Origin of the sequence: Bradyrhizobium sp. SBR1B (assembly GCF_014198205.1) — a bacterium.
GTDB lineage: Bacteria > Pseudomonadota > Alphaproteobacteria > Rhizobiales > Xanthobacteraceae > Bradyrhizobium.
Map to the genome: position 1 here is coordinate 224,495 of NZ_JACIHC010000005.1, position 18,669 is coordinate 243,163.

Here is an 18,669-nt window from a genome sequence, read left to right on the forward strand (position 1 = left end):
CCCCGAACGCAGTCATCGTCCGGGCTACGGTTCTTCTACGATTTCGAAAACGTCGCCCTGAACTGCGCGGGATAGCGTGCGGCCTGCAAGCCGCCGCGCGAGAGGTAGGAGGCCATCAGCGCCGACCACAGCCCGGCATTGCCGAGCGATTGCAGCGCCCACCAGGCGGCGAGGAAGATCAGCAGCGAAGCCAGCATCAGATTGCGCATCTCGCGCGCCCAGGTCGCGCCGATATAGATGCCGTCGAAGCCGAAGGCGAACACGCCGGGGATGGGCACGAGCACGACGAACGGCAGAAATTCGCGCGCGGCACGGCGGACGTCGTCACTCGCCGTCATGAAATCGATCAAGGCGGGCCCGAACAGCGCGAACAGTCCCGACACCACCAGCGCGAAGCCGAGCCCCCATAGCAGCACCAGCCGGGTCGAATCCGCAAAGCCCTTTGCATCGCGCGCGCCAACGGCGCGGCCGCAGAGCTGCTGCGCTGCGTTGGCGAGACCGTCAAGGAAGAAAGCGCTGACCAGCAGGAAATTGTTGAGCACGGAGTTGGCGGCCAGCGTGACGTCGCCGGCCTGCGCGCCCTTGGCGGTGAAGAACAGGAATACGGCGATCAGCGCCGCAGTGCGGATCAGGATGTCGGTGTTCACCGCCAGCATCCGCAACAGCTTGTCGCGGTCGAGCAGGGTCGCGTACGGCACGGCGAAGCCGCCATCGGCATAATGGCGGCAGACGATCACGCCGAGGGCGAACCCGACCGCTTCCGACAACAGCGCGGCGATCGCGGCACCGGCGATGCCGGAGTCGTAGACCAGCACCAGCAGGATCGTCGCCGCCATGTTGACGAGGTTGATGACGACCTGAAGCATCAAGGCCGAACTGGCGCGCGCCTGGCCGATCAGCCAGCCGAGGATGACGTAATTGGCGAGCGCGAACGGCGACGACCAGATCCGGACCTTGAAGTAGGTCTTCGCGGCCTGCGTCACACCTTCGCTGCCGCCCATGAGGTCGAACAGCGCGGCGGCCAGCGGCAGTTGCAGCACGATCAGCGCGGCGCCGATCAGGCCGGCAACGATGAAGCCGCGCGCCAGGATCGCGGTCGGCTCGCGCGTGTCGCCCGCGCCCAGCGATTGCGCGGTGAAGGCGAGCGTGCTCATCCGCAGGAAGCCGAACAGCCAGAACAGGCAGTCGAAGATCACCGAGGCCATCGCGACGCCGCCAAGCAGCGCGGCATCGTCGAGGCGGCCGATCGCCGTGGTCGAGACAATGCCGATCAGTGGCGTGGTCAGGTTCGCGACCATCGCCGGCCCGGCGATGGCGAACACTTCACGTGTGCTGACTTTGGGATGGACGGGCGCGTGCATGGTTCAGAACACGACGACCATGCCGTCCTCGGCCGCCATATGGGGCAGCGTGTCGAGGCGCGACAGCATGTCGTCGCTCATATGGGTGAGGACGAGCCGCTTGGCGCCGATGTCGGGCAGATGCTGTTCCAAGGTCTTCAGGCTGAGATGGTTCTTCACCACCTTCTCGTACATATAGGCCTCGGCAATGAAAAGATCCGCGCCATGCGCCAGCGGAATGAGCGTCTCCGTCCATTCGGTATCGGCGCTATAGGCGAGTGTGCGGCCCTCGGCCTCGACGCGGTAGGCGAGGAAGGGGCCGCCGGATTCGCCGTGCACGACCGGATAGGGCGTCACCGTCACGGCACCGAAAGTCCGGTTTTGCTCGGGCGAGAGCTCGACGACGGAGAGCTCGAAGCGCTGCTTCGTCTTTGAGGAATGCTCGAACAACACATCCATCACCTCGCCGAGCCGCGTCTCGATGCCTTGCGGGCCCGCGATCGTCAGCGGCCGCGTCCGCCGCGAGAATTGCGCGTCGAGCAGGACAAACGGCAGCCCGGCAAAATGATCACCGTGGAAATGCGTGATCAGGATGAGATCGATGTCCTCGCACGCGATCTCGAGCCGCTTCAGCGCCGGCAGAGCCGACGCACCGCAGTCGATCAGGAAGTTGGCCTCGCGCCCCGAGACATGGAAGCAGGTATTGAGCCTGCCGCCGGAGCCGAAAGCATCGCCGCAGCCGACAAAACGCAATTGCATCGGCTGCGGACCTTCAAAATCTCACCGGCCGCGCGGCGTGCCGAACACGCGCGAGAGCAGCCAGATCGGGATCACGATGACTGCGCCGAGCAGGAAGTAGCGCCACAGCCAGTTGATGGTGTCGAAGCCGAGATCCCAGAGACGCTGGAACAAGAGGCGAATGCTGGTGAGGATGTTCCAGGGATCGAAGCCGATCGCGGCGAGCACGACGCCGACCAGGATCGAGAGCAGGACCAGGCGAAACGCGACCGCCAGCGGCGAGCCGCCGAGAAAGCGGTTCAGCCCGTCGTTGCGGCCGGCCGGCAAATCTCTGACGTCTTGGACCATCTCAAACTCCTGTAGGCGGATTCGACCCATTATAGGGCACGGCGAGGCACATGGGGAACCCGTGACGGACCGTCAATCGGGTTACGGGAGTTTAATTCGGGTAGCCTCGGTTTGGGAGCGCTGCCGGCCGCGGGCGCCAACCTCTCCCGCTTGCGGGAGAGGTCGCGCCGAAGGCGCGGGTGAGGGCTTTCTCCTCTAGGGGATTGTCCCATCGCGGAGACAGCCCTCTCCCCAACCCTCTCCCGCAGGCGGGAGAGGGAGCGCATCTCCGCCTCGGCGACAATCGAGCGCTCTCATAAAACGCACTCACATCTCAATCTCCGCCGCCTCCGCCTTCAGCATCCTCTCCAGCGTCTCCAGCCGATCGGCCTCGCGCGGCGGCTTGTCCCAGCGCAGGCGGCTGATGCGGGGGAAGCGCATGGCGACGCCGGATTTATGGCGCGGCGACCGCTGCAGGCCCTCGAACGCCACCTCCAGAACCAAGCCCTTGTCGCCCTCATGCACGACGTGGCGGACGGGGCCGAACTTTTCCGTGGTATTACGGCGGACGAAGCGGTCGATCTGCAAGAGCTCCTCGTCGGTGAAGCCAAAATAGGCCTTGCCGACCGGCACCAGCTCGTCGCCGCCCTCGCCCGCGGTCCAGACGCCGAAGGTGTAGTCGGAATAATAGGACGAGCGCTTGCCGTGGCCGCGCTGCGCATACATCAGCACGGCATCGATGATGTGCGGATCGCGTTTCCACTTCCACCACTGGCCCTTCGGCCGGCCCGGCAAATACGGCGCATCGCGTCGCTTCAGCATCACGCCTTCGACGGCGTCCGCGTCTTCGCCGGCACCGGCGCTTGCGGGATCGGCGCGTGCGGCGGTGAGCGCGTCCCAGCTTGAGAAGGCAACGGTGGGCGACAGATCGATGCGGGGATCGTCGAGCTTCCTCACGAACGTCTCCAACCGCTCGCGCCGTTCCGCGAACGGCAGCTCGCGCAAATCGTTCTCGTCGTCGCCGAGCAGATCGTAAGCGCGCAGGTGAATCGGAAATTCCTTGATCAGCTTTGGCGAGACAACCTTGCGATTCAGCCGCTGCTGCAGGACGTTGAAGCTCTGCACACGGCCCTCGCGCAGGATTAAGAGCTCTCCGTCGATCGCGCCGGGCAGGCGCAGCGACGGCACGAGATCGGGAAAGCTCCCCGTGATGTCCTCGCTGGTGCGTGAATAGAGCCGCGCCGTGATGTGGCCGCGATCATCGCGGCCTGCCACCGCCTGCACGCGGATGCCGTCCCATTTCCATTCGGCGATGTAGTCGGCGGGATCGAGGCTTTGGAAATCGCTGTCCTCGATCGCATGCGCCAGCATCACGGGCCGGAACGGCGCGGGATCGCGGTTGACCGGCTTTTCGGCACGGCCTTCCAGCCATGCGAACAGGTCGAGATAGGGTGGCGCAAGGCCAGGCCAGATCAGCTCGACCTCATGCGGATCCTTGTCGCCGAGCGCGGCCGCCGCCGTTTTCGCCAGTCGCGCGGAGATACCAATCCGAAGCGCGCCCGTGACGAGTTTCAGCAGCGCCCAGCGGCCGGTCTCATCAAGCTCGTCGAGCCAGCGCTCGAGCTGCTTCGGCAGCTCGGTCTTGCCGAGCGTGCGCAACGTGGTGACGACCTCGGTCAGAGTCGGCGGCGGCGGGTTGTTGTGGTTGCGGGCGTGAGGGGACTCATCAGCATCTCGCCCGCGGGACCCCCCTCCCTGACCCTCCCCCACAAGTGGGGAGGGAACGGAGAGGCTCGTGCGTCCCTCACTTTGGAAATCGCTGAGAGATGTTGTGCTCGCTGACAACGCCGCACTGCGCTGCGCTCCCTCCCCCCTTGTGGGGGAGGGCGGGGGAGAGGGGTGGCCCGGAAAAGACTGCGAATTGTTTTGCGCCTTCGGCCACATCAGCGCCACCGTCTCCGAGAGATCGCCGACATAGTCGTAGCTCAAACCGAACAGCACCGGATCGGTGCGCGCGGCGATGAGATCGCGGATCAGGGCGGGCTTGGCGTGCTTGAAGCTGAGCGCGCCGGTGAGCGCGGCCAGCGCGTAGCCGCGGTCGGGGTCTCCAACCTCGCGGAAATAGCCGGTGAGCAGCCGCAGCTTGTTGTTGCGGCCGGGCTCGTAGGCGAGACGGTCCAGGAGTTCGGCGAAGCGGTTCATGCTTCGGCCTCGTCTGTGGCCGGTGTCTCGCTCTCCTCCTCGTCGCCATAGCCGACGAGATCGAGCGGCTGCGCGCGCAGGCCCCTGCTCTGGCACCAATGCACCAGCGCATCTTCCTGGCCGTGCGTGACCCAGATCTCGCCGGCGCCGGTCGCGGCGATGGTGGCGGTGAGGCCGTCCCAGTCAGCATGATCGGAGATCACCAGCGGCAGCTCGATGCCACGCTGCCGCGCCCGGGCGCGCACGCGCATCCAGCCCGATGCGAACGCGGTGACGGGATCGGGAAACCGCCGCGTCCAGAGATCGGAAGTGGCCGAGGGCGGCGCCAGCGTGATGGTGCCGGCGAGCGCCGCCTTCTTCACGCCCTTCACTGGCCTGAGCTCGCCGAGATCGATGCCCCGGCTCTGGTAGTACTCGGTGATCTTCTCCATCGCGCCATGCAGATAGATCGGGGCGTCATAGCCGGCCGCGCGCAGCAGCGCGATCACGCGCTGGGCCTTGCCGAGCGAATAGGCGCCGACGAGATGCGCGCGCTCCGGAAACAGCGTGACCGAGGCGAGCAGCTTATTCACCTCGTCGCTCGCATCGCCATGCCGGAATACCGGCAACCCGAACGTCGCCTCGGTGATGAAGACGTCGCAGGGCACCAGCTCGAACGGCGTGCAGGTCGGATCGGGCGCGTCCTTGTAGTCGCCGGAAGCGACGATGCAGGTGTCCTTGCAGGTCACCGCGATCTGCGCCGATCCCAGCACGTGGCCGGCCGGGTGGAATTTCACGCAGACGTCGCCGAGCCGGATCTCCTCGCCATAGTTGATGGCTTGCGTCGATCCGGCAAAATTCTCGCCGTAGCGCAGCCGCATCATGTCCAGCGTTTCCTGCGTCGCCAGCACCGCACCATGGCCGGCGCGGGCATGGTCGGAATGGCCGTGGGTGATCACGGCCCGCTCGACCGGGCGGACGGGGTCGATATGGAAGCCGCCGGGCTTGCAGCACAGGCCGGCAGCAACTGGCAGCAGGATGTCTTGGGGGCGCATGGTGGTCATATAGGAAGCGAGCGCCTCCAATTCACCCGTCATGCGCGGACTTGACCCGCGCCTCCATCCACTTAAACAGTTGCTTTTTTGATGGATTGCCGGCGAGCCGGCACGACGAGTGTTGGTTCCCAATGCCCCTCCGCCTGTTCCAGACCTCCGGCGATCTCATGGCCGACCGCCGCTTCGAGTTCGCGCGCGACCTCCAGCTCAAGGGCGACCTGCCCGCCGCCGCTGACCTCATAGAGCAGGCGATCGAGCTTGCGCCGAACTTCACCTCGGCCTGGTTCACGCTCGGCGAGATCCGTCAGCAGCTCGGCGAGCGCGACAAGGCGATCGAGGCTTTCCGCAAGGCGCGCGATTCCGATCCTGATGACCAGCACGGCGCCGGCCTGCATCTGATGCGGCTCGGCGACGCCGAGATGTCGGAGATGCCCAAGGCTTACGTGCAGGCGCTGTTCGATCAATACGCGCCACGCTTCGAGCATGCGCTGATCAACGATCTCGGCTACCGCGCCCCCGCATTGATCTTCAAGGCGGTGCTGGCCGCGCGCGTCGCGGCGAAGAAGCCAGCCTTCTTCAAGCGCACCATCGATCTCGGCTGCGGCACCGGCCTCGCGGCCGCCGCCTTCGCCAAACAGGTCGACCATTTCATCGGCATTGATCTGTCGCCCGGCATGATCAAGGAGGCGCGCGCCATCAACCTCTATGCCGAGCTCGAAGTCGCCGACATGATCGACGGCCTGCGCAGCAAGGACGACGGATGCGCGAACCTCGTCGTCGCTGCGGATGCGTTCGTCTATCTCTCCGATCTCGCGCCGGTGCTGAGCGAAGCCAGGCGCGTGCTCGTATGCGGCGGCGTGCTCGCCTTCACGCTGGAGACGCATGACGGCAGCGGCATCGTTCTCGGCGAAGGCCTGCGTTATGCCCATTCGGCGGAATATGTGCGCGGCGCGATCGCCAAGGCCGGGCTCAAGCTGCTGACGCTGGAGCCGGCCTCGCCTCGGATCGAGAACAACGAGCCGGTGCGCGGCCTTGTGATCGTTGCCGAAAAAACTTGAGTTTAGGCGCTAACGCCCCGTGATTTGAGCGTCATTGCGTCGCAAAGCCGTGACTTCCCACTTGCGAGCCGCGCGGCCCTGCCAGCACAATGCGGGCATTAGGGAGAAAACAACAATGACCAAAAATCCATCGCGGCGCGATTTCAGCGCCGCCGCGCTCGCCACCATCGCCGCATCGACCTTGCCCGCGCCTTACGTCTGGGCTGCGGAGAAGAAATACGATGCCGGCGCCAGCGACACCGAGATCAAGATCGGCCAGACCGTGCCGCATTCCGGCCCCGGCTCGCTCTACGGCGTGCTCGGGCGCATCGGCGAGGCCTATTTCCAGATGCTGAACGAGAAGGGCGGCATCAACGGGCGCAAGGTCAAGTTTCTCACCATGGACGATGCCTATAGCGCCCCGAAATGCGTCGAGGCGACGCGGCGCCTGGTCGAGCAGGAGGAAGTGCTCGCGCTGTACGGCTCGCTCGGCACCGCGCCGCAGACCGCCGTGCACAAATACCTGAACTCCAAGGGCGTGCCGCAGCTGCTGATCAACACCGGCGCGTCGAAGTGGAATAACCCGAAAGAGTTCAAATGGACGATGGCGGGCCTGCCGCTCTATCCGACCGAGGCGCGCATCCTGGCGCGGCACGTCGTCAGCGTGAAGCCGAATGCCAAGATCGGCATCCTCTACCAGAACGACGACTTTGGCCGCGACTTCCTCGGTCCCTTCAAGAAAGTTTTGGAGGACGCCGGCGGCACCGCAAAGGTGATCATGGAGCAGACCTACGATCTCACCGAGCCGACCGTCGATTCCCAGCTCATCAACCTCTCGAAGTCGGGCGCCGACGTCTTCTACAACATCTCGACCGGCAAGGCGTCGTCGCAGTCGATCCGCAAGGTCGCCGAGCTCGGCTGGAAGCCGCTGCAGCTTCTTTCCGCCGGCTCGACCGGCCGCTCGATCCTCAATGCCGCGGGCCTCGAGAATGCCACCGGCATCGTCGCCATCCGCTACAACAAGGAGGTCGGCCTGCCCAAATGGGAGAAGGACCCCGACGTGATGGCGTTCGAGGAATTGCGCAAGAAATACACGCCGGCCATCGACCCCGACAACACCATCGCCTTCGCCGGCTATGGACAAGCCGTGACCATGGGCGAGATCCTGCGTCGCTGCGGCGACGACCTCACCCGCGCCAACGTGCTGAAGCAAGCCTCGACGCTGGCGGGCTTCCACTCGCCCTACTTCCTCGACGGCGTTACCTACAGCTACACGCCCGGGGACTACACGCCGATGAAGACGCTCTTCATCTCCACCTTCACCGGCAAGGACTGGGACATCTCCGACAAGCCAATGTCGGAGTAAGCTGGGGCGCACGCCGCTGCTTCCCCTCTCCTGCTTTGCCAGGAGAGGCAGGAAGCAAGAGCGCGCTCAGACGCTAAGGCGCGATCGCCAGCCGATACGCCCGCGTCGCATTCGCACCAAAAGCCTTGTCCCGCAGCTGCGGGCCAAGCCGCGCCAGACAGGCTTCCAGCGCGCTCTTGATCTCGCCATAGCTCCCCGCAAGCAGGCACACCGGCCAGTCCGAGCCGAAGATCAGCCTGTCTTCGCCAAAACACCTCGCGGCGTGCGCGACGAACGGAAACAGGCGTTCCGCATCCCAGTCGTTCCAGACCGCTTCGGTCGCGAGCCCGGAGATCTTGCACCAGACATTGCCGCAAGCTCCAAGCGCGGCGATGCGATCGGCCCACTCGGCGCTGCCGCCGTCGGCGATCGGCGGTTTGGCCGCGTGGTCGAGCACGAACCGCGCTTGCGGAAAGGCCTGAGCGGTTGCGATCGCCGACGGCAGCTCGCGGGCGCGGACGAGGAAATCGTAGGTGAGGTCGCGGGCGAACAATGCGGTGAGGCCGCGCTGGACGTCCTCGCGCAGCAGCCAATCGGGATCGGCTTCATCGTGGACCTGGTGGCGAATGCCGACCAGCTTGCCGCCGCCGGGTGAAGCGCGAAGCCGATCAAGCGTTTCGCCAAGCGTACCATCCGTCAGATCAGCCCAGCCGACCACACCAACGACGAAGGGATTTTCGTGCGCAATGCGCAAGAATTCCTCGGTCTCCTCCAGCGCGGAGCGGCATTGCACCACGATGCTGGCGCCGATGCCGTTCGCTTTCAACAGCGGGGCGAGATCGGCCGGACCGAAGGCACGGCGGATCGGCGCCAGCTCGTCCGCTGCCATCCAGGGATAATCGGCGCGCGCCGGATCCCAGAAGTGCTGATGGGCGTCGATGATCATGCCTTACGCCCCGCCCGGCAGCGGCGAGCGCGCATCGACGAGGTTCCGTGCCCGCAGCTCCTGCCAGAACGCGCCCGGCACCGCACTCTCCGACATCGCGATGTTGTCGGAAACTTCCGCCGCGTTGCGCGCGCCCATCACGGCGACCGTGACGGCCGGATGCGCCATGCAGAACTGGAGCGCGGCGGCTTTCAGCTCGGTGCCATGCTTGCGGCAGAGCGCGTCGAGCTCCAGCGCTCGCGCCACCAGCGTTGCGTCGGCGTCCTGATAATTGAACTTCGCACTGGTGTGCGGATTGGCCAAAATGCCGCTGTTGTAGATGCCGCCGAGCAGGATGCCGATGTTCTTGGCGGTGCACAGCGGAAACAACGCGTCCAGCGCCCCCTGGTCGAGCAGCGTGTAGCGCCCGGCCAGCAGGAAGCAGTCGACCGGCACGGCCTCGGCGAAACGGACCTGCATCTCCGACTGGTTCATGCCGGCGCCGATCGCCTTGACGGTGCCGTCCTCGCGCAAGCGCTGGAGCGCGCGAAAGGCACCATTGACCGCCTCGTCATAGTGATCGTCGGGATCGTGCACCAGGAGGACGTCGACACGGTCGAGCCCAAGGCGACCCAGGCTCTCCTCCACCGATCGCAGCACGCCGTCATGACTGAAATCGAACACGGGCCGCTCGCGCGGCGTACCCTTATAGTGCTCGTCCTCGGCGGCGCCGCCATCTGGCGCGCGCAGCAGGCGGCCGACCTTGGTCGAGATGGCGTAAGACTCGCGCTTCTGCTGTCGCAGGAAGGCCCCTAATCGCCGCTCGGCGAGGCCGAAGCCGTAGAGCGGCGCCGTATCGAAGAAGCGCACCCCAAGCGACCAGGCGCGCGCGATCGTCGCTTCCGCATCGGCATCGCTGACCGGGCTGAACAATCCGCCGAGCGGGGCGGAACCGAGACCGATTGAAGTGACGTCGAGCGAGCCGAGCCGCGACCGTTTCATTCCCATTGCCTTGTCTTCATTCCAACAGTCCAGATCATCTCCCCCGCTTGCAAAAATCGCAAGCGGGGGAGGCATGCAGGAGCGCGGGGCTGGCGGACGCTCCTACTTCAACATCTGCGCGACGTTGTCCTTGGTGACGAGGTCGAGGCCGGTGTAGACGATCTCCGGCACCTTCTCGCCCTTCTTGATGGCGAGCAGCGTGTCCATCGCCTTCTCGCCCATCTCGAACGGACGCTGGCCGACCAGCGCGTTGGCATAGCCGTCGCGCAGCAGCTCGAGCTGCATCTTCAGCGTGTCGGCGACGACAAGCGTGAACTTGCCGGAATCGATGTCCTTCTTGTTCCTCGACGCGAAGGCCTTGAAGCCTTCAGGGGCGAACATCGGCCAGCCGCCGATCGGAACGATCGCGGCGAGATCCGGCGTTGCGGTGCGCATATCCGTCATCTGCTGAACCGCGAGTGCCGGATCGTCGTTGCAGAAGGTCGGAGAGCCCGCGACCTCCGTCCATTTCGAGCCCTTCAGCGCCTCGCGCACGCCGTCTACACGCTCGGCGAGGTTCTTGGCGCCGGGGCCGCCCGAGACCATGGCGTATTTGCCGCCATCGGGCCGCATCTTCACGAGCTGCTTGCCGAGCGCGACGCCGAACTCCTTGTTGTTGGTCCCGATATAGGCGATGCGCTTGGAGCCCGGCGCATCGGCATCGAAGGTGATGACCGGGATGCCGGCGGCCGTCGCCGCCTCGATCGACTTGGTCATGGCCGCGACGTCGGCGACCGAGATGGCGAGACCATCGACCTTCTGCGTGACGAAGTCCTGGATGATCTGGGCCTGCGTCGCCGGCTCATGCTCGACCGGTCCCTTGTAGATGCACTCGATATTGCCGAGCTCCTTGGCGCGTTTCAGGCAGCCGTCACGCGCGAAGTCGAAGAACGGATTGTTCATCGCCTTGGGCACGATGACGAATCGGTAGTTCGCGGCCAACGCCGGCGTTGCCATCATTGCGACGGCGATGCCGGCAAGAAGAAGTTTCCTCATTGTCTCCTCCACCCTTCTCTGGTGCCCATCCTCTTTGAAACGTCCGGGAAGCGGACAGGCGGCATCTTCGTTGTTTTCCCGGAACCACGTCACCTTCAGCTCATCCGCGAGCGGATGCGGTCGACCAGCACGGCCAGGATGATGATCACGCCTACCAGCGTCTGCTGCCAGTAGGAGGAGACCTGCGCCAGCACGAGGCCATTGCGGATCACTTCCAGCAGCACGCAGCCGACGATGGCCCCGAGCGGACCGCCGATGCCGCCGGCGAGGTTCGCGCCGCCGATCACGGCCGCCGCGATCACGTTGAGTTCGTAGGACGTCGCCATGTTGGCGGGCGCCGATCCGAGCCAGCCGGAGATGATGATGCCCTGGAGGCCTGCGGCGAGGGCGCAGATCACATAGACCTCGATCTTCACCCGCACGACCGGGATGCCGGTCAATTCGGCGGCCTTCTCGTTGCCGCCGAGTGCGAAGACGTGGCGGCCGAACGAGGTGTGATGCAGGACCACGGCCATCGTCAGTGCGAGGATCACGAGATAAATGAAAGGCACGGGCACGCCGAGCACGTCGCCCGAGATGAGCGCGTAGAAACGATCGGCATCGGGTCCGCCCGGAAAGCTGCCGCGGCCGTTGGAGACGACATAGCCGAGCCCGCGCACGATCGAGAGCATGCCGAGCGTGGTGACGAAGGGCGACAGGCCGAGCACGGCGATGCAGAAGCCGTTGACGAGGCCGGCGATCAGCGCGACGCCGAGGCCGGCGAGGATCGAGATCAGCAGGATCAGGCCCGGCACGTTGGCAATTACGGTCTTGCCGTCGGCCGCCAGATGCACGAACAGCGCGCCCGCCGGCGAGCCGGGCGCCGACAGCTCGGTCATCACCATCGAGGTGATCATGGCCGAGAAGCACATCATCGATCCCACCGACAGATCGATGCCGCCGGTGATGATGACGAAGGTGACGCCGAGCGTCGCAATGGCGATGAAGGAAAAATTCTTCGCCACGTTCTGCATATTGCCTTCGGTGAAGAAATAGGGGCTGGCGAAATGCATGATCACCAGCAGCACCGCGAGCGCGAGCAGCACGTAACCGGTCTGGGAGGCGAAGATGCCGCGCTGCCACCATCTGATCCGGCCGACATTGGTGAAGCTGATCGGGGATTCCATGGGCATGGCCATCACGCCGCCTCCTTCGCGCCGGTGATGAGCGCGGTGACTTCCTCTGGCGAGGTCTGGTGGATCGGCTTGTCGGCCCGCTTCTCGCCGCGGCGCATGACGATGACGCGGTCGCAGACCGCGAACACGTCCGGCATGCGGTGCGAGATCAGCATCACGGCGACACCCTGCTCCTTGAGCCGGTGGATCAGGCCGAGCACCTGCTCGACCTGGCGCACCGAGATCGCGGCGGTCGGCTCGTCCATCATCACCAGCCGCGCATTGGAGAGCCGCGTCCGCGCGATCGCCACCGCCTGGCGCTGGCCGCCCGACATCTGCTTGACGAGGTCGTCGGGGCGCGTCTCCGAGCGCAGCTCGCCGAACAGCTCCAGCGCGCGCGCCGCCATAGCCCTGTGGTCGAGCAATGCGATGGGTCCGAACCTGCGCTTCAGCTCGCGGCCGAGGAACACGTTGGCCGCCGCCGTGAGATTGTCCGATAGCGCGAGGTCCTGGTAGACGACCTCGATGCCGACGGCACGGGCATCGACCGGCCGGTTGAAATGAACCGCGTTGCCGGCAAAGCGGATCTCGCCGTGGCTGGGGCGGAAATTGCCGGCGATGATCTTGACCAGCGTCGACTTGCCGGCACCGTTGTCGCCCATCAGGCCGACCACCTCGCCCGGCATGACCTGCATGTCGACGCCATGCAGCGCGCGGATCGCGCCGAACTCCTTGCCGATGCCGGTCAGCTCGAGGACCGGTGTCGCGTCAGCGTTTGCCATCAGCAGCCTCGCTCAGACATAGCGGTTGACCAGGGATTCCAGATATTCCTGCCGGCCCGAGCGCGGCTGCGGGTCGAAGCCGGGACGGAGCGCGCGATCGGCGAGATCGGCGAGCGAACGCTGACCGCCGAGAATGGCCCGGCCCTCAGTGCCGGCCCATCCCTCGTATCGCTCGGTGAGCGGCGCCGTGAGGGCGCCGGCATCGAGCATGTCGGCGGCGGCGAGGAACGCGCGCGCGCAGGCATCCATCGAGCCGACATGGGCGTGGATCAGATCGTCCGGGTCGATCGACTGCCGCCGGATCTTGGCGTCGAAATTGAGCCCGCCGGTGGTGAAGCCGCCGCGGTTCAGGATCTCGTGAAACACCAGCGCCAGCTCCGGGACGTTCATCGCGAACTGGTCGGTATCCCAGCCGAGCAGATCGTCGCCGCGGTTGACGTCGAGCGAGCCGAACACGCCGAGCGCCTCGGCCAGCGCGACCTCATGGTGGAAGGAGTGACCGGCGAGGATGGCGTGGTTCTGCTCGATGTTGAGCTTGACGTCCTTCAAGAGGTCATAGCGCGCAAGGAAGCCGTAGCAGGTGGCGACGTCGAAATCATATTGATGCTTGGTCGGCTCCTTGGGCTTCGGCTCGATCAGGATCGGCCCCTTGAAGCCGATCTTGTGCTTGTGCTCGACCACCAGCGAGATGAAGCGGCCGAGCTGGTCGAGCTCGCGCTTGAGATCGGTGTTGAGCAGCGTCTCATAGCCCTCACGCCCGCCCCACAGCACGTAGTTCTGGCCGCCGAGCCGGTGCGTCACCTCCAGCGCGGCGCGGACCTGGCCGGCGGCATAGGTGAATATCTCCGGGTCCGGATTGGTCGCCGCGCCCGCCATGTAGCGGCGATGCGTGAACAGATTGGCGGTGCCCCAGAGCAGGCGCACCTTGCTCGCGGCCATCTTCGCTTCGAACAGATCGGCAATCGCATTGAGATTGGCGACGGACTCGGCGAGCGAAGCGCCCTCCGGCGCTGCATCGACGTCGTGGAAGGTGAAGTAGGGCACGTCGAGCAGGCGAAACAGCTCGAAGGCGATATCGGCCTTGGCCCGCGCCTGCGCCATCGCGTCACCACCCTGGTGCCACGGCCTCAGGAACGTCTCACCGCCGAAGGGATCGCCGCCCGGCCAGCAGAACGAATGCCAATAGCAGACCGCAAAGCGCAAATGATCCTCAAGCCTGCGGCCGTGTACGAGGCGATCCTTGTCGTACCAGCGGAACGCGGGCGCCTGTCCCGCATCCTTGCCGGCGAAGGCGACAGGAGCATTTGCATCGAAGAATTTGGCTGACGCGTTCACTTAAGGAGACTCCTTCAATGCGGGATAAAGCTCGCGCCATCGCCGATAAGCCTCGTCATAGGCTTCCGTGACGGATGCGCTGGGCGTGAAGCTCGCGAGCCGCCGCGGGCGGGTGCAGACCGCTGCGGGTCTCTCGCCGGTCACAGCGAGCCGGCCCAGCCTGGAGGCACCGAGGGCCGCCCCCACCTCGCCTTCCTCGACGCGGTGCACGGGAATGCCGAGCACGTCGGCACAGATCTGCGCCCACAGCGGGGAGCGCGAGCCGCCACCGACGAGATCGAGCGCGGCAACAGGTCCGCTCGCCGCGCTCAGCGCCGCCAGATTGTCGCGCGCGGCGAAGGCGACGCCTTCGAGCACGGCCTGAACGATCTGCGCTCGCCCGGTCGCACCGCGCAGGCCGACGAAGGCGCCGCTGGCTGCGGCATCGTTGTGCGGCGTGCGCTCGCCGTCGAGATAGGGCAGGAATCTGATCGGGCTCGGCGCATCGACGCGCTCGCCGAGCGGCGCCAGCAGCGCTGCGGCCGGGGTCTCCATCACACCGGCGAGCCAGGCCAGCGAGGCCGCCGCCGAGAGCATCACGCCCATCTGGTGCCAGAGGCCGGGCAGCGCGTGGCAGAACGCATGCACCGCCGTTTCAGGCGCCGGCGCGAAGCGATCGGTGACGCGGAACACCACGCCGGACGTTCCCAGCGACAGGAATGCATCGCCCGGCGCGATCGCGCCGAGCCCGATCGCGCTCGCGGCATTGTCGCCGGCGCCTCCGGCGACAACGACGTCTTTCGCCATGCCCCAGCGCTGCGTGAATTCCGGCGCGAGCATCGCGCTGACCGCGCTGCCCTCGACGAGGCGCGGCATGTGGTGAAGATCGAGGCCCGTGGCATGCAGCAACAGCGGCGACCAGCGGCGCAGACCGACATCGAGCCACAGCGTGCCGGCCGCATCCGACATATCCTCGATCATCTCGCCGGTCAGGCGATAGCGTACATAGGCCTTCGGCAGCAGCACCTTTGCGACGCGCGCGAAGATTTTTGGCTCATGCCGCGCGACCCACAACAGCTTCGGGGCGGTGAAACCGGGCATAGCGAGATTGCCGGCAATCGCATGCAGCGAGGGGCACCGCTGCTCTAGCACGGCGCATTCGGCCTGCGAGCGGCCGTCGTTCCAGAGGATCGCCGGACGCAGCGGCCGTCCATCCTCGTCGAGCAACGTCGCGCCATGCATCTGGCCCGACAGGCCGATGCCGCGGACCCGCGCCACCTCGCGCTGATGGCGGGCGGCGAGATCGTCGACCGCACCGATGGCAGCATCGAGCCAGGAATCGGGATCCTGCTCGGACCACAGCGGCGCCGGATGCGACAGCGCGAGCTCGCGCGCCGCCGTCGCGAGGATCGCGCCGGCTTCGCTCACGAGCACCGCTTTCACGCCGGACGTGCCGATGTCCAGTCCGAGATACAAATCGTCCTCCTCTTACCCTTTTGCGAGGCGCGATCTTGACGTCACGCTCTCCGCCACGGCCGTTCGATATCCACCTGCCGCTAAGGCAGATTGTCCCGCATCACGATGTCGATCCTGATCTTCTCCTGCTCGCGCAAGATCGGCTCGCCGCGGGCGAGTGCGAGCAGCACGCGCACGGCGGCGCGCGCTTCGTGTCCGGGGTTTTGCGAGATCGCGGCATCCATCACGCCCTGCAGCAGCAGCCGGCGGGTCAGCACGGTGACGTCATGACCGACAAACACGACCTTGTCGCGGCCGGCATCGCTCAACGCCTTGTCACTCAAGGCCTTGGCGACGCCCTGGGTGCCGGCGCCGACGTTATAGAGGCCGACAATGTCGGTATGCTTGCCGAGCAGCCGCGCCAGCACCTGTTCCGACCGATCGTCCTCGTCGCGCCCTTCCAGCACCGGCAGCACGCTGAGAGCAGGGAATTCCGACGCCATCACCTGGTTGAAGCCGAAGATGCGCTCGGCATGGTCGCGCAGGCCCTGCGAGCCCGCGACGATCGCGACCTTGCCGGACCTTTGGCCGGCCAGCCGCCCGACCAGCGCGCCGGCGGTGCGGCCCGCGGCAATGTTGTCGATGCCGACATAATGGTGGCGGCGCGACGACGGCACGTCCGAAACCAGCGTCACCACCTTGGTGCCGGCATCGACGAGATCGTTGATCGCGGCGCGGACGCCCGGATGATCCAGCGCCACCACGGCGACGCCGTCGTAATCGCCCGACAGCGTCTCCAATGAGGCCGCGAGCACGGAGGGGTCAAACACGTCGGTCGCGACCATCTCGACGCTGAGCCGGCGGGCCGACAGCCAGGCGGACATCTCGCCGAGATAGGCCTCGATCTGCTGCATGAATGGGTTAGGCCCCGAGGGCATCATGAAGGCAAAGCGGCGGGCGCGGCCACGGGCAAGCTCGGCGGCGGCGACATGGGGCTGGAACGCGTTGCGCTCAATGGCCGCCTGGACGCGCCGCACCGTGTCCGGCCGCACCCCCGGGCGGTTGTGCAGCACGCGATCGACCGTCGCCAGGCTAACGCCCGCCTCGCGGGCGATGTCCTTCAGCGTCAGCGCGGTCGCGGTGAGGGTCTCGGCCATCGCTGAAGGTTAGCAGAGGTGTTTTGAGGTACGCAACTCATTTTGAGGGCCGTGAGCTCCTGGGTCGGCAAACAGGTCCAAGCGCTCCCGCAACCGGCCTGAGCATTGACGGACCTGTCGACAGGCCTGACAGGCCTGCTCTGATCTCACATCTTCCCGTAGGAGGCGCCGCGCCGCGTGATGATGACGTAGCGCGCGTCCTGCCTGGTTTCGTTCTCGAAGATCACCGCGCGCATCACGTCGAAATCCAGGCAATCGCCTTCGCGCAGCCGCACCGCCTTGGCATCGATGTGCACGGCGATCGCACCCTCCAGCATCAGCAGTTGCTGGGTAAAGGCGTTGCGGCCCCAGGGGCTGTACGGCACCCGCGCGCCGGCCGGCAGATCGACGACGATGATCTCGATGCCGCTCGCCGCATCCGTCGGCGAGGCGTGCCGCCTTCGATAGCCGCTGTCGGGATCGCGCCAGTGCGGCTGGTCGGCAAGCCGCACCAGCCGCTCCGGCGGCTTCTCGGCGAGCGCGACGACATCGCTGAGCGACACGTCGAGCGCCGCGCAGAGTCGTCCCAGCAGCGCAGCCGTCGCGCTGCTCTGCGCCCGCTCCACCCGCCCGATCATGGCGCGGCTGACGCCGGAGCGCGCGGCGAGCTCGTTCAAGGTCATGCCGGCCTGCGTCCTCAGCGTCTTCAAGCGGCGACCTATCGCGCGGTCGAGTTTCTGCTGGTCCATTTTTTCCGGTCTTGGCCCTCATCCGAACATGGCCCGGTACAAGGACCACAAGCCGCCAGGCGAGAGCAGCTTAGGGCGAGTAAGCAGTCAACGCCGGGAGCGAGGAGCTAAGATATTGGAATCTCATGCACCGCGAATGCACGCATTGTCAGGTTGTCGAACGGGCATTTCAATCGGGGAAACTTGGAGCGGGCGAAGGGAATCGAACCCTCGTATGCAGCTTGGGAAGCTGCCGTTCTACCATTGAACTACGCCCGCTTATGCGCGGCTTGCGCGCCCATCCTGATTAGCCGAGACGGCGCCTCCCGCCAAGCGGTTTGGCGCAGCCAGCCGGCCGGTTATTAACGTCTTGGCAAGATTTTGGGTGCGTCGGATTGTGGCGGTGTTATGATCGCGTGTCTGGGGAGAGACGTGCACTGAGTGGGGCGTGTGCATGGTGGGGCGTGGCTACGCGATATTCGACACGGCGATCGGACGCTGCGGCATCATCTGGAGCGACACCGGCGTGGTGGCCGTGCAGTTGCCGGAGGCGCGGGAGATCGACACCCGCCGCCGCATTTTTGCGATCCATCCCGAGGCGCGCGAGCAGCGCCCTTCCAACAATGCCGAGCTTGCGATCGAGGGCATCGTGAGCCTGCTGCAGGGCAATGATCCCGATTTTTCCGAGGTCAGCCTGGATGCCGGCGGGGTGCCCGGCTTCAACCGCCGCGTCTATGAGTTCGCCTGCTCCATTCCGCGCGGGGAGACGCGTACCTATCACGAGGTCGCCAAGGCGCTGGGGGCTTCAGGCGCGGCACATTCGGTGGCACAGGCCATCGCCAAAAATCCCTACATGCTGATCGTGCCCTGCCACCGGGTACTGGAGGCCGGCAATTACACCGACCGGCTCTCGCCGTATGGCGGGGTTATCTCCAAGCGGCGGCTGCTGGCGCTCGAGGGCGCCCAACCGGTCGCCAGCAAGACGCTGTTCGAGGTGCTGCTCCCCGTTGCTCCGCCGCGCGCGCCCAGCTAGGGCGCGATCATGGTCGCACCCTAGCTTTTTTGGGCATGATCTTGTCGGACAACCGCTACACACTTGTCCGGATCATGCCTAG

At 65.9% G+C, this 18,669-nt stretch carries 17 protein-coding genes and 1 tRNA gene; 3 read left to right on the forward strand and 15 right to left on the reverse strand.

What is annotated here, in order from left to right:
- Positions 1-35 precede the first annotated feature (35 nt).
- The 5 genes from GGD61_RS15785 to GGD61_RS15805 form a co-directional block, all read right to left on the reverse strand.
- Entirely contained in the window at positions 36-1,361 is a 1,326-nt protein-coding gene (locus tag GGD61_RS15785) for an MATE family efflux transporter (protein ID WP_092251727.1), read from the reverse strand.
- A gap of 3 nt (positions 1,362-1,364) precedes the next feature.
- Positions 1,365-2,099, reverse strand: coding sequence for an MBL fold metallo-hydrolase (locus GGD61_RS15790; RefSeq protein WP_092251725.1), 735 nt, complete (start codon positions 2,097-2,099; stop codon positions 1,365-1,367).
- Positions 2,100-2,120: 21 nt separating this feature from the next.
- Positions 2,121-2,426 (reverse strand): DUF6460 domain-containing protein, encoded by a 306-nt coding sequence (locus GGD61_RS15795; RefSeq protein ID WP_018320831.1) that lies wholly within the window; start codon positions 2,424-2,426, stop codon positions 2,121-2,123.
- Positions 2,427-2,732: 306 nt separating this feature from the next.
- The gene (locus GGD61_RS15800) at positions 2,733-4,607 is read right to left on the reverse strand and encodes an ATP-dependent DNA ligase (RefSeq protein WP_092251723.1); all 1,875 of its coding nucleotides are present in this window, start codon (positions 4,605-4,607) and stop codon (positions 2,733-2,735) included.
- Positions 4,604-5,641 carry a ligase-associated DNA damage response exonuclease gene (locus tag GGD61_RS15805; RefSeq protein WP_092251979.1) on the reverse strand — a complete coding sequence of 346 codons (1,038 nt, stop codon included), beginning with the start codon at positions 5,639-5,641 and terminating at the stop codon, positions 4,604-4,606. The genes GGD61_RS15800 and GGD61_RS15805 overlap by 4 nt, the downstream gene beginning before the upstream one ends.
- 131 nt (positions 5,642-5,772) lie before the next feature.
- On the opposite strand from GGD61_RS15805, the gene GGD61_RS15810 reads away from it, so the two are divergent.
- Both GGD61_RS15810 and GGD61_RS15815 read left to right on the forward strand, forming a co-directional pair.
- Positions 5,773-6,699, forward strand: coding sequence for a class I SAM-dependent methyltransferase (locus GGD61_RS15810; RefSeq protein ID WP_092251722.1), 927 nt, complete (start codon positions 5,773-5,775; stop codon positions 6,697-6,699).
- Positions 6,700-6,814: 115 nt separating this feature from the next.
- Positions 6,815-8,044, forward strand: a complete 1,230-nt coding sequence (locus GGD61_RS15815; RefSeq protein WP_183230887.1) for an ABC transporter substrate-binding protein — start codon at positions 6,815-6,817, stop codon at positions 8,042-8,044.
- Positions 8,045-8,117: 73 nt separating this feature from the next.
- Here GGD61_RS15815 and GGD61_RS15820 read toward each other — a convergent pair whose 3' ends face one another.
- The 10 genes from GGD61_RS15820 to GGD61_RS15865 all read right to left on the reverse strand — a co-directional run bounded on the left by GGD61_RS15820 (position 8,118) and on the right by GGD61_RS15865 (position 17,833).
- Positions 8,118-8,969 (reverse strand): amidohydrolase, encoded by an 852-nt coding sequence (locus GGD61_RS15820; protein ID WP_092251720.1) that lies wholly within the window; start codon positions 8,967-8,969, stop codon positions 8,118-8,120.
- Between the two features lie 3 nt (positions 8,970-8,972).
- On the reverse strand, positions 8,973-9,950 hold the full coding sequence (locus GGD61_RS15825) for an aldo/keto reductase (RefSeq protein WP_092251719.1): 978 nt from the start codon (positions 9,948-9,950) through the stop codon (positions 8,973-8,975).
- 102 nt (positions 9,951-10,052) lie between these two features.
- The gene (locus tag GGD61_RS15830; protein ID WP_038973213.1) at positions 10,053-10,985 is read right to left on the reverse strand and encodes a sugar-binding protein; all 933 of its coding nucleotides are present in this window, start codon (positions 10,983-10,985) and stop codon (positions 10,053-10,055) included.
- A 95-nt stretch (positions 10,986-11,080) separates the two neighbouring features.
- On the reverse strand, positions 11,081-12,163 hold the full coding sequence (locus GGD61_RS15835; protein ID WP_183230888.1) for an ABC transporter permease: 1,083 nt from the start codon (positions 12,161-12,163) through the stop codon (positions 11,081-11,083).
- On the reverse strand, positions 12,163-12,921 hold the full coding sequence (locus GGD61_RS15840; RefSeq protein WP_092251718.1) for an ATP-binding cassette domain-containing protein: 759 nt from the start codon (positions 12,919-12,921) through the stop codon (positions 12,163-12,165). Before GGD61_RS15840 ends, GGD61_RS15835 begins: the two co-directional genes overlap by 1 nt.
- Positions 12,922-12,933: 12 nt before the next feature.
- Positions 12,934-14,256 (reverse strand): xylose isomerase, encoded by a 1,323-nt coding sequence (gene xylA, locus GGD61_RS15845; RefSeq protein WP_092251717.1) that lies wholly within the window; start codon positions 14,254-14,256, stop codon positions 12,934-12,936.
- Positions 14,257-15,711, reverse strand: coding sequence for a xylulokinase (gene xylB, locus GGD61_RS15850; protein ID WP_183230889.1), 1,455 nt, complete (start codon positions 15,709-15,711; stop codon positions 14,257-14,259). It abuts the gene before it with no gap.
- Positions 15,712-15,791: 80 nt separating this feature from the next.
- On the reverse strand, positions 15,792-16,847 hold the full coding sequence (locus tag GGD61_RS15855) for a LacI family DNA-binding transcriptional regulator (RefSeq protein WP_092251715.1): 1,056 nt from the start codon (positions 16,845-16,847) through the stop codon (positions 15,792-15,794).
- 146 nt (positions 16,848-16,993) lie between these two features.
- Positions 16,994-17,575 carry a helix-turn-helix domain-containing protein gene (locus tag GGD61_RS15860; protein ID WP_092251714.1) on the reverse strand — a complete coding sequence of 194 codons (582 nt, stop codon included), beginning with the start codon at positions 17,573-17,575 and terminating at the stop codon, positions 16,994-16,996.
- Between the two features lie 184 nt (positions 17,576-17,759).
- Positions 17,760-17,833, reverse strand: a tRNA-Gly gene (locus GGD61_RS15865).
- A 175-nt stretch (positions 17,834-18,008) separates the two neighbouring features.
- Here GGD61_RS15865 and GGD61_RS15870 point away from each other — a divergent pair.
- Complete coding sequence (locus GGD61_RS15870) at positions 18,009-18,587, forward strand: methylated-DNA--[protein]-cysteine S-methyltransferase (RefSeq protein ID WP_092251977.1); 579 nt, start codon at positions 18,009-18,011, stop codon at positions 18,585-18,587.
- The last annotated feature ends 82 nt before the right edge of the window (positions 18,588-18,669 follow it).

Bases quoted from the DNA above. Each gene is read 5' to 3' on its own strand.
- GGD61_RS15785 (WP_092251727.1), bottom strand. From the start codon at position 1,361: ATGCACGCGCCCGTCCATCCCAAAGTCAGCACACGTGAAGTGTTCGCC.
- GGD61_RS15790 (WP_092251725.1), bottom strand. From the start codon at position 2,099: ATGCAATTGCGTTTTGTCGGCTGCGGCGATGCTTTCGGCTCCGGCGGC.
- GGD61_RS15795 (WP_018320831.1), bottom strand. From the start codon at position 2,426: ATGGTCCAAGACGTCAGAGATTTGCCGGCCGGCCGCAACGACGGGCTG.
- GGD61_RS15800 (WP_092251723.1), bottom strand. From the start codon at position 4,607: ATGAACCGCTTCGCCGAACTCCTGGACCGTCTCGCCTACGAGCCCGGC.
- GGD61_RS15805 (WP_092251979.1), bottom strand. From the start codon at position 5,641: ATGCGCCCCCAAGACATCCTGCTGCCAGTTGCTGCCGGCCTGTGCTGC.
- GGD61_RS15810 (WP_092251722.1), top strand. From the start codon at position 5,773: ATGCCCCTCCGCCTGTTCCAGACCTCCGGCGATCTCATGGCCGACCGC.
- GGD61_RS15815 (WP_183230887.1), top strand. From the start codon at position 6,815: ATGACCAAAAATCCATCGCGGCGCGATTTCAGCGCCGCCGCGCTCGCC.
- GGD61_RS15820 (WP_092251720.1), bottom strand. From the start codon at position 8,969: ATGATCATCGACGCCCATCAGCACTTCTGGGATCCGGCGCGCGCCGAT.
- GGD61_RS15825 (WP_092251719.1), bottom strand. From the start codon at position 9,950: ATGAAACGGTCGCGGCTCGGCTCGCTCGACGTCACTTCAATCGGTCTC.
- GGD61_RS15830 (WP_038973213.1), bottom strand. From the start codon at position 10,985: ATGAGGAAACTTCTTCTTGCCGGCATCGCCGTCGCAATGATGGCAACG.
- GGD61_RS15835 (WP_183230888.1), bottom strand. From the start codon at position 12,163: ATGGCCATGCCCATGGAATCCCCGATCAGCTTCACCAATGTCGGCCGG.
- GGD61_RS15840 (WP_092251718.1), bottom strand. From the start codon at position 12,921: ATGGCAAACGCTGACGCGACACCGGTCCTCGAGCTGACCGGCATCGGC.
- GGD61_RS15855 (WP_092251715.1), bottom strand. From the start codon at position 16,847: ATGGCCGAGACCCTCACCGCGACCGCGCTGACGCTGAAGGACATCGCC.
- GGD61_RS15860 (WP_092251714.1), bottom strand. From the start codon at position 17,575: ATGGACCAGCAGAAACTCGACCGCGCGATAGGTCGCCGCTTGAAGACG.
- GGD61_RS15870 (WP_092251977.1), top strand. From the start codon at position 18,009: ATGGTGGGGCGTGGCTACGCGATATTCGACACGGCGATCGGACGCTGC.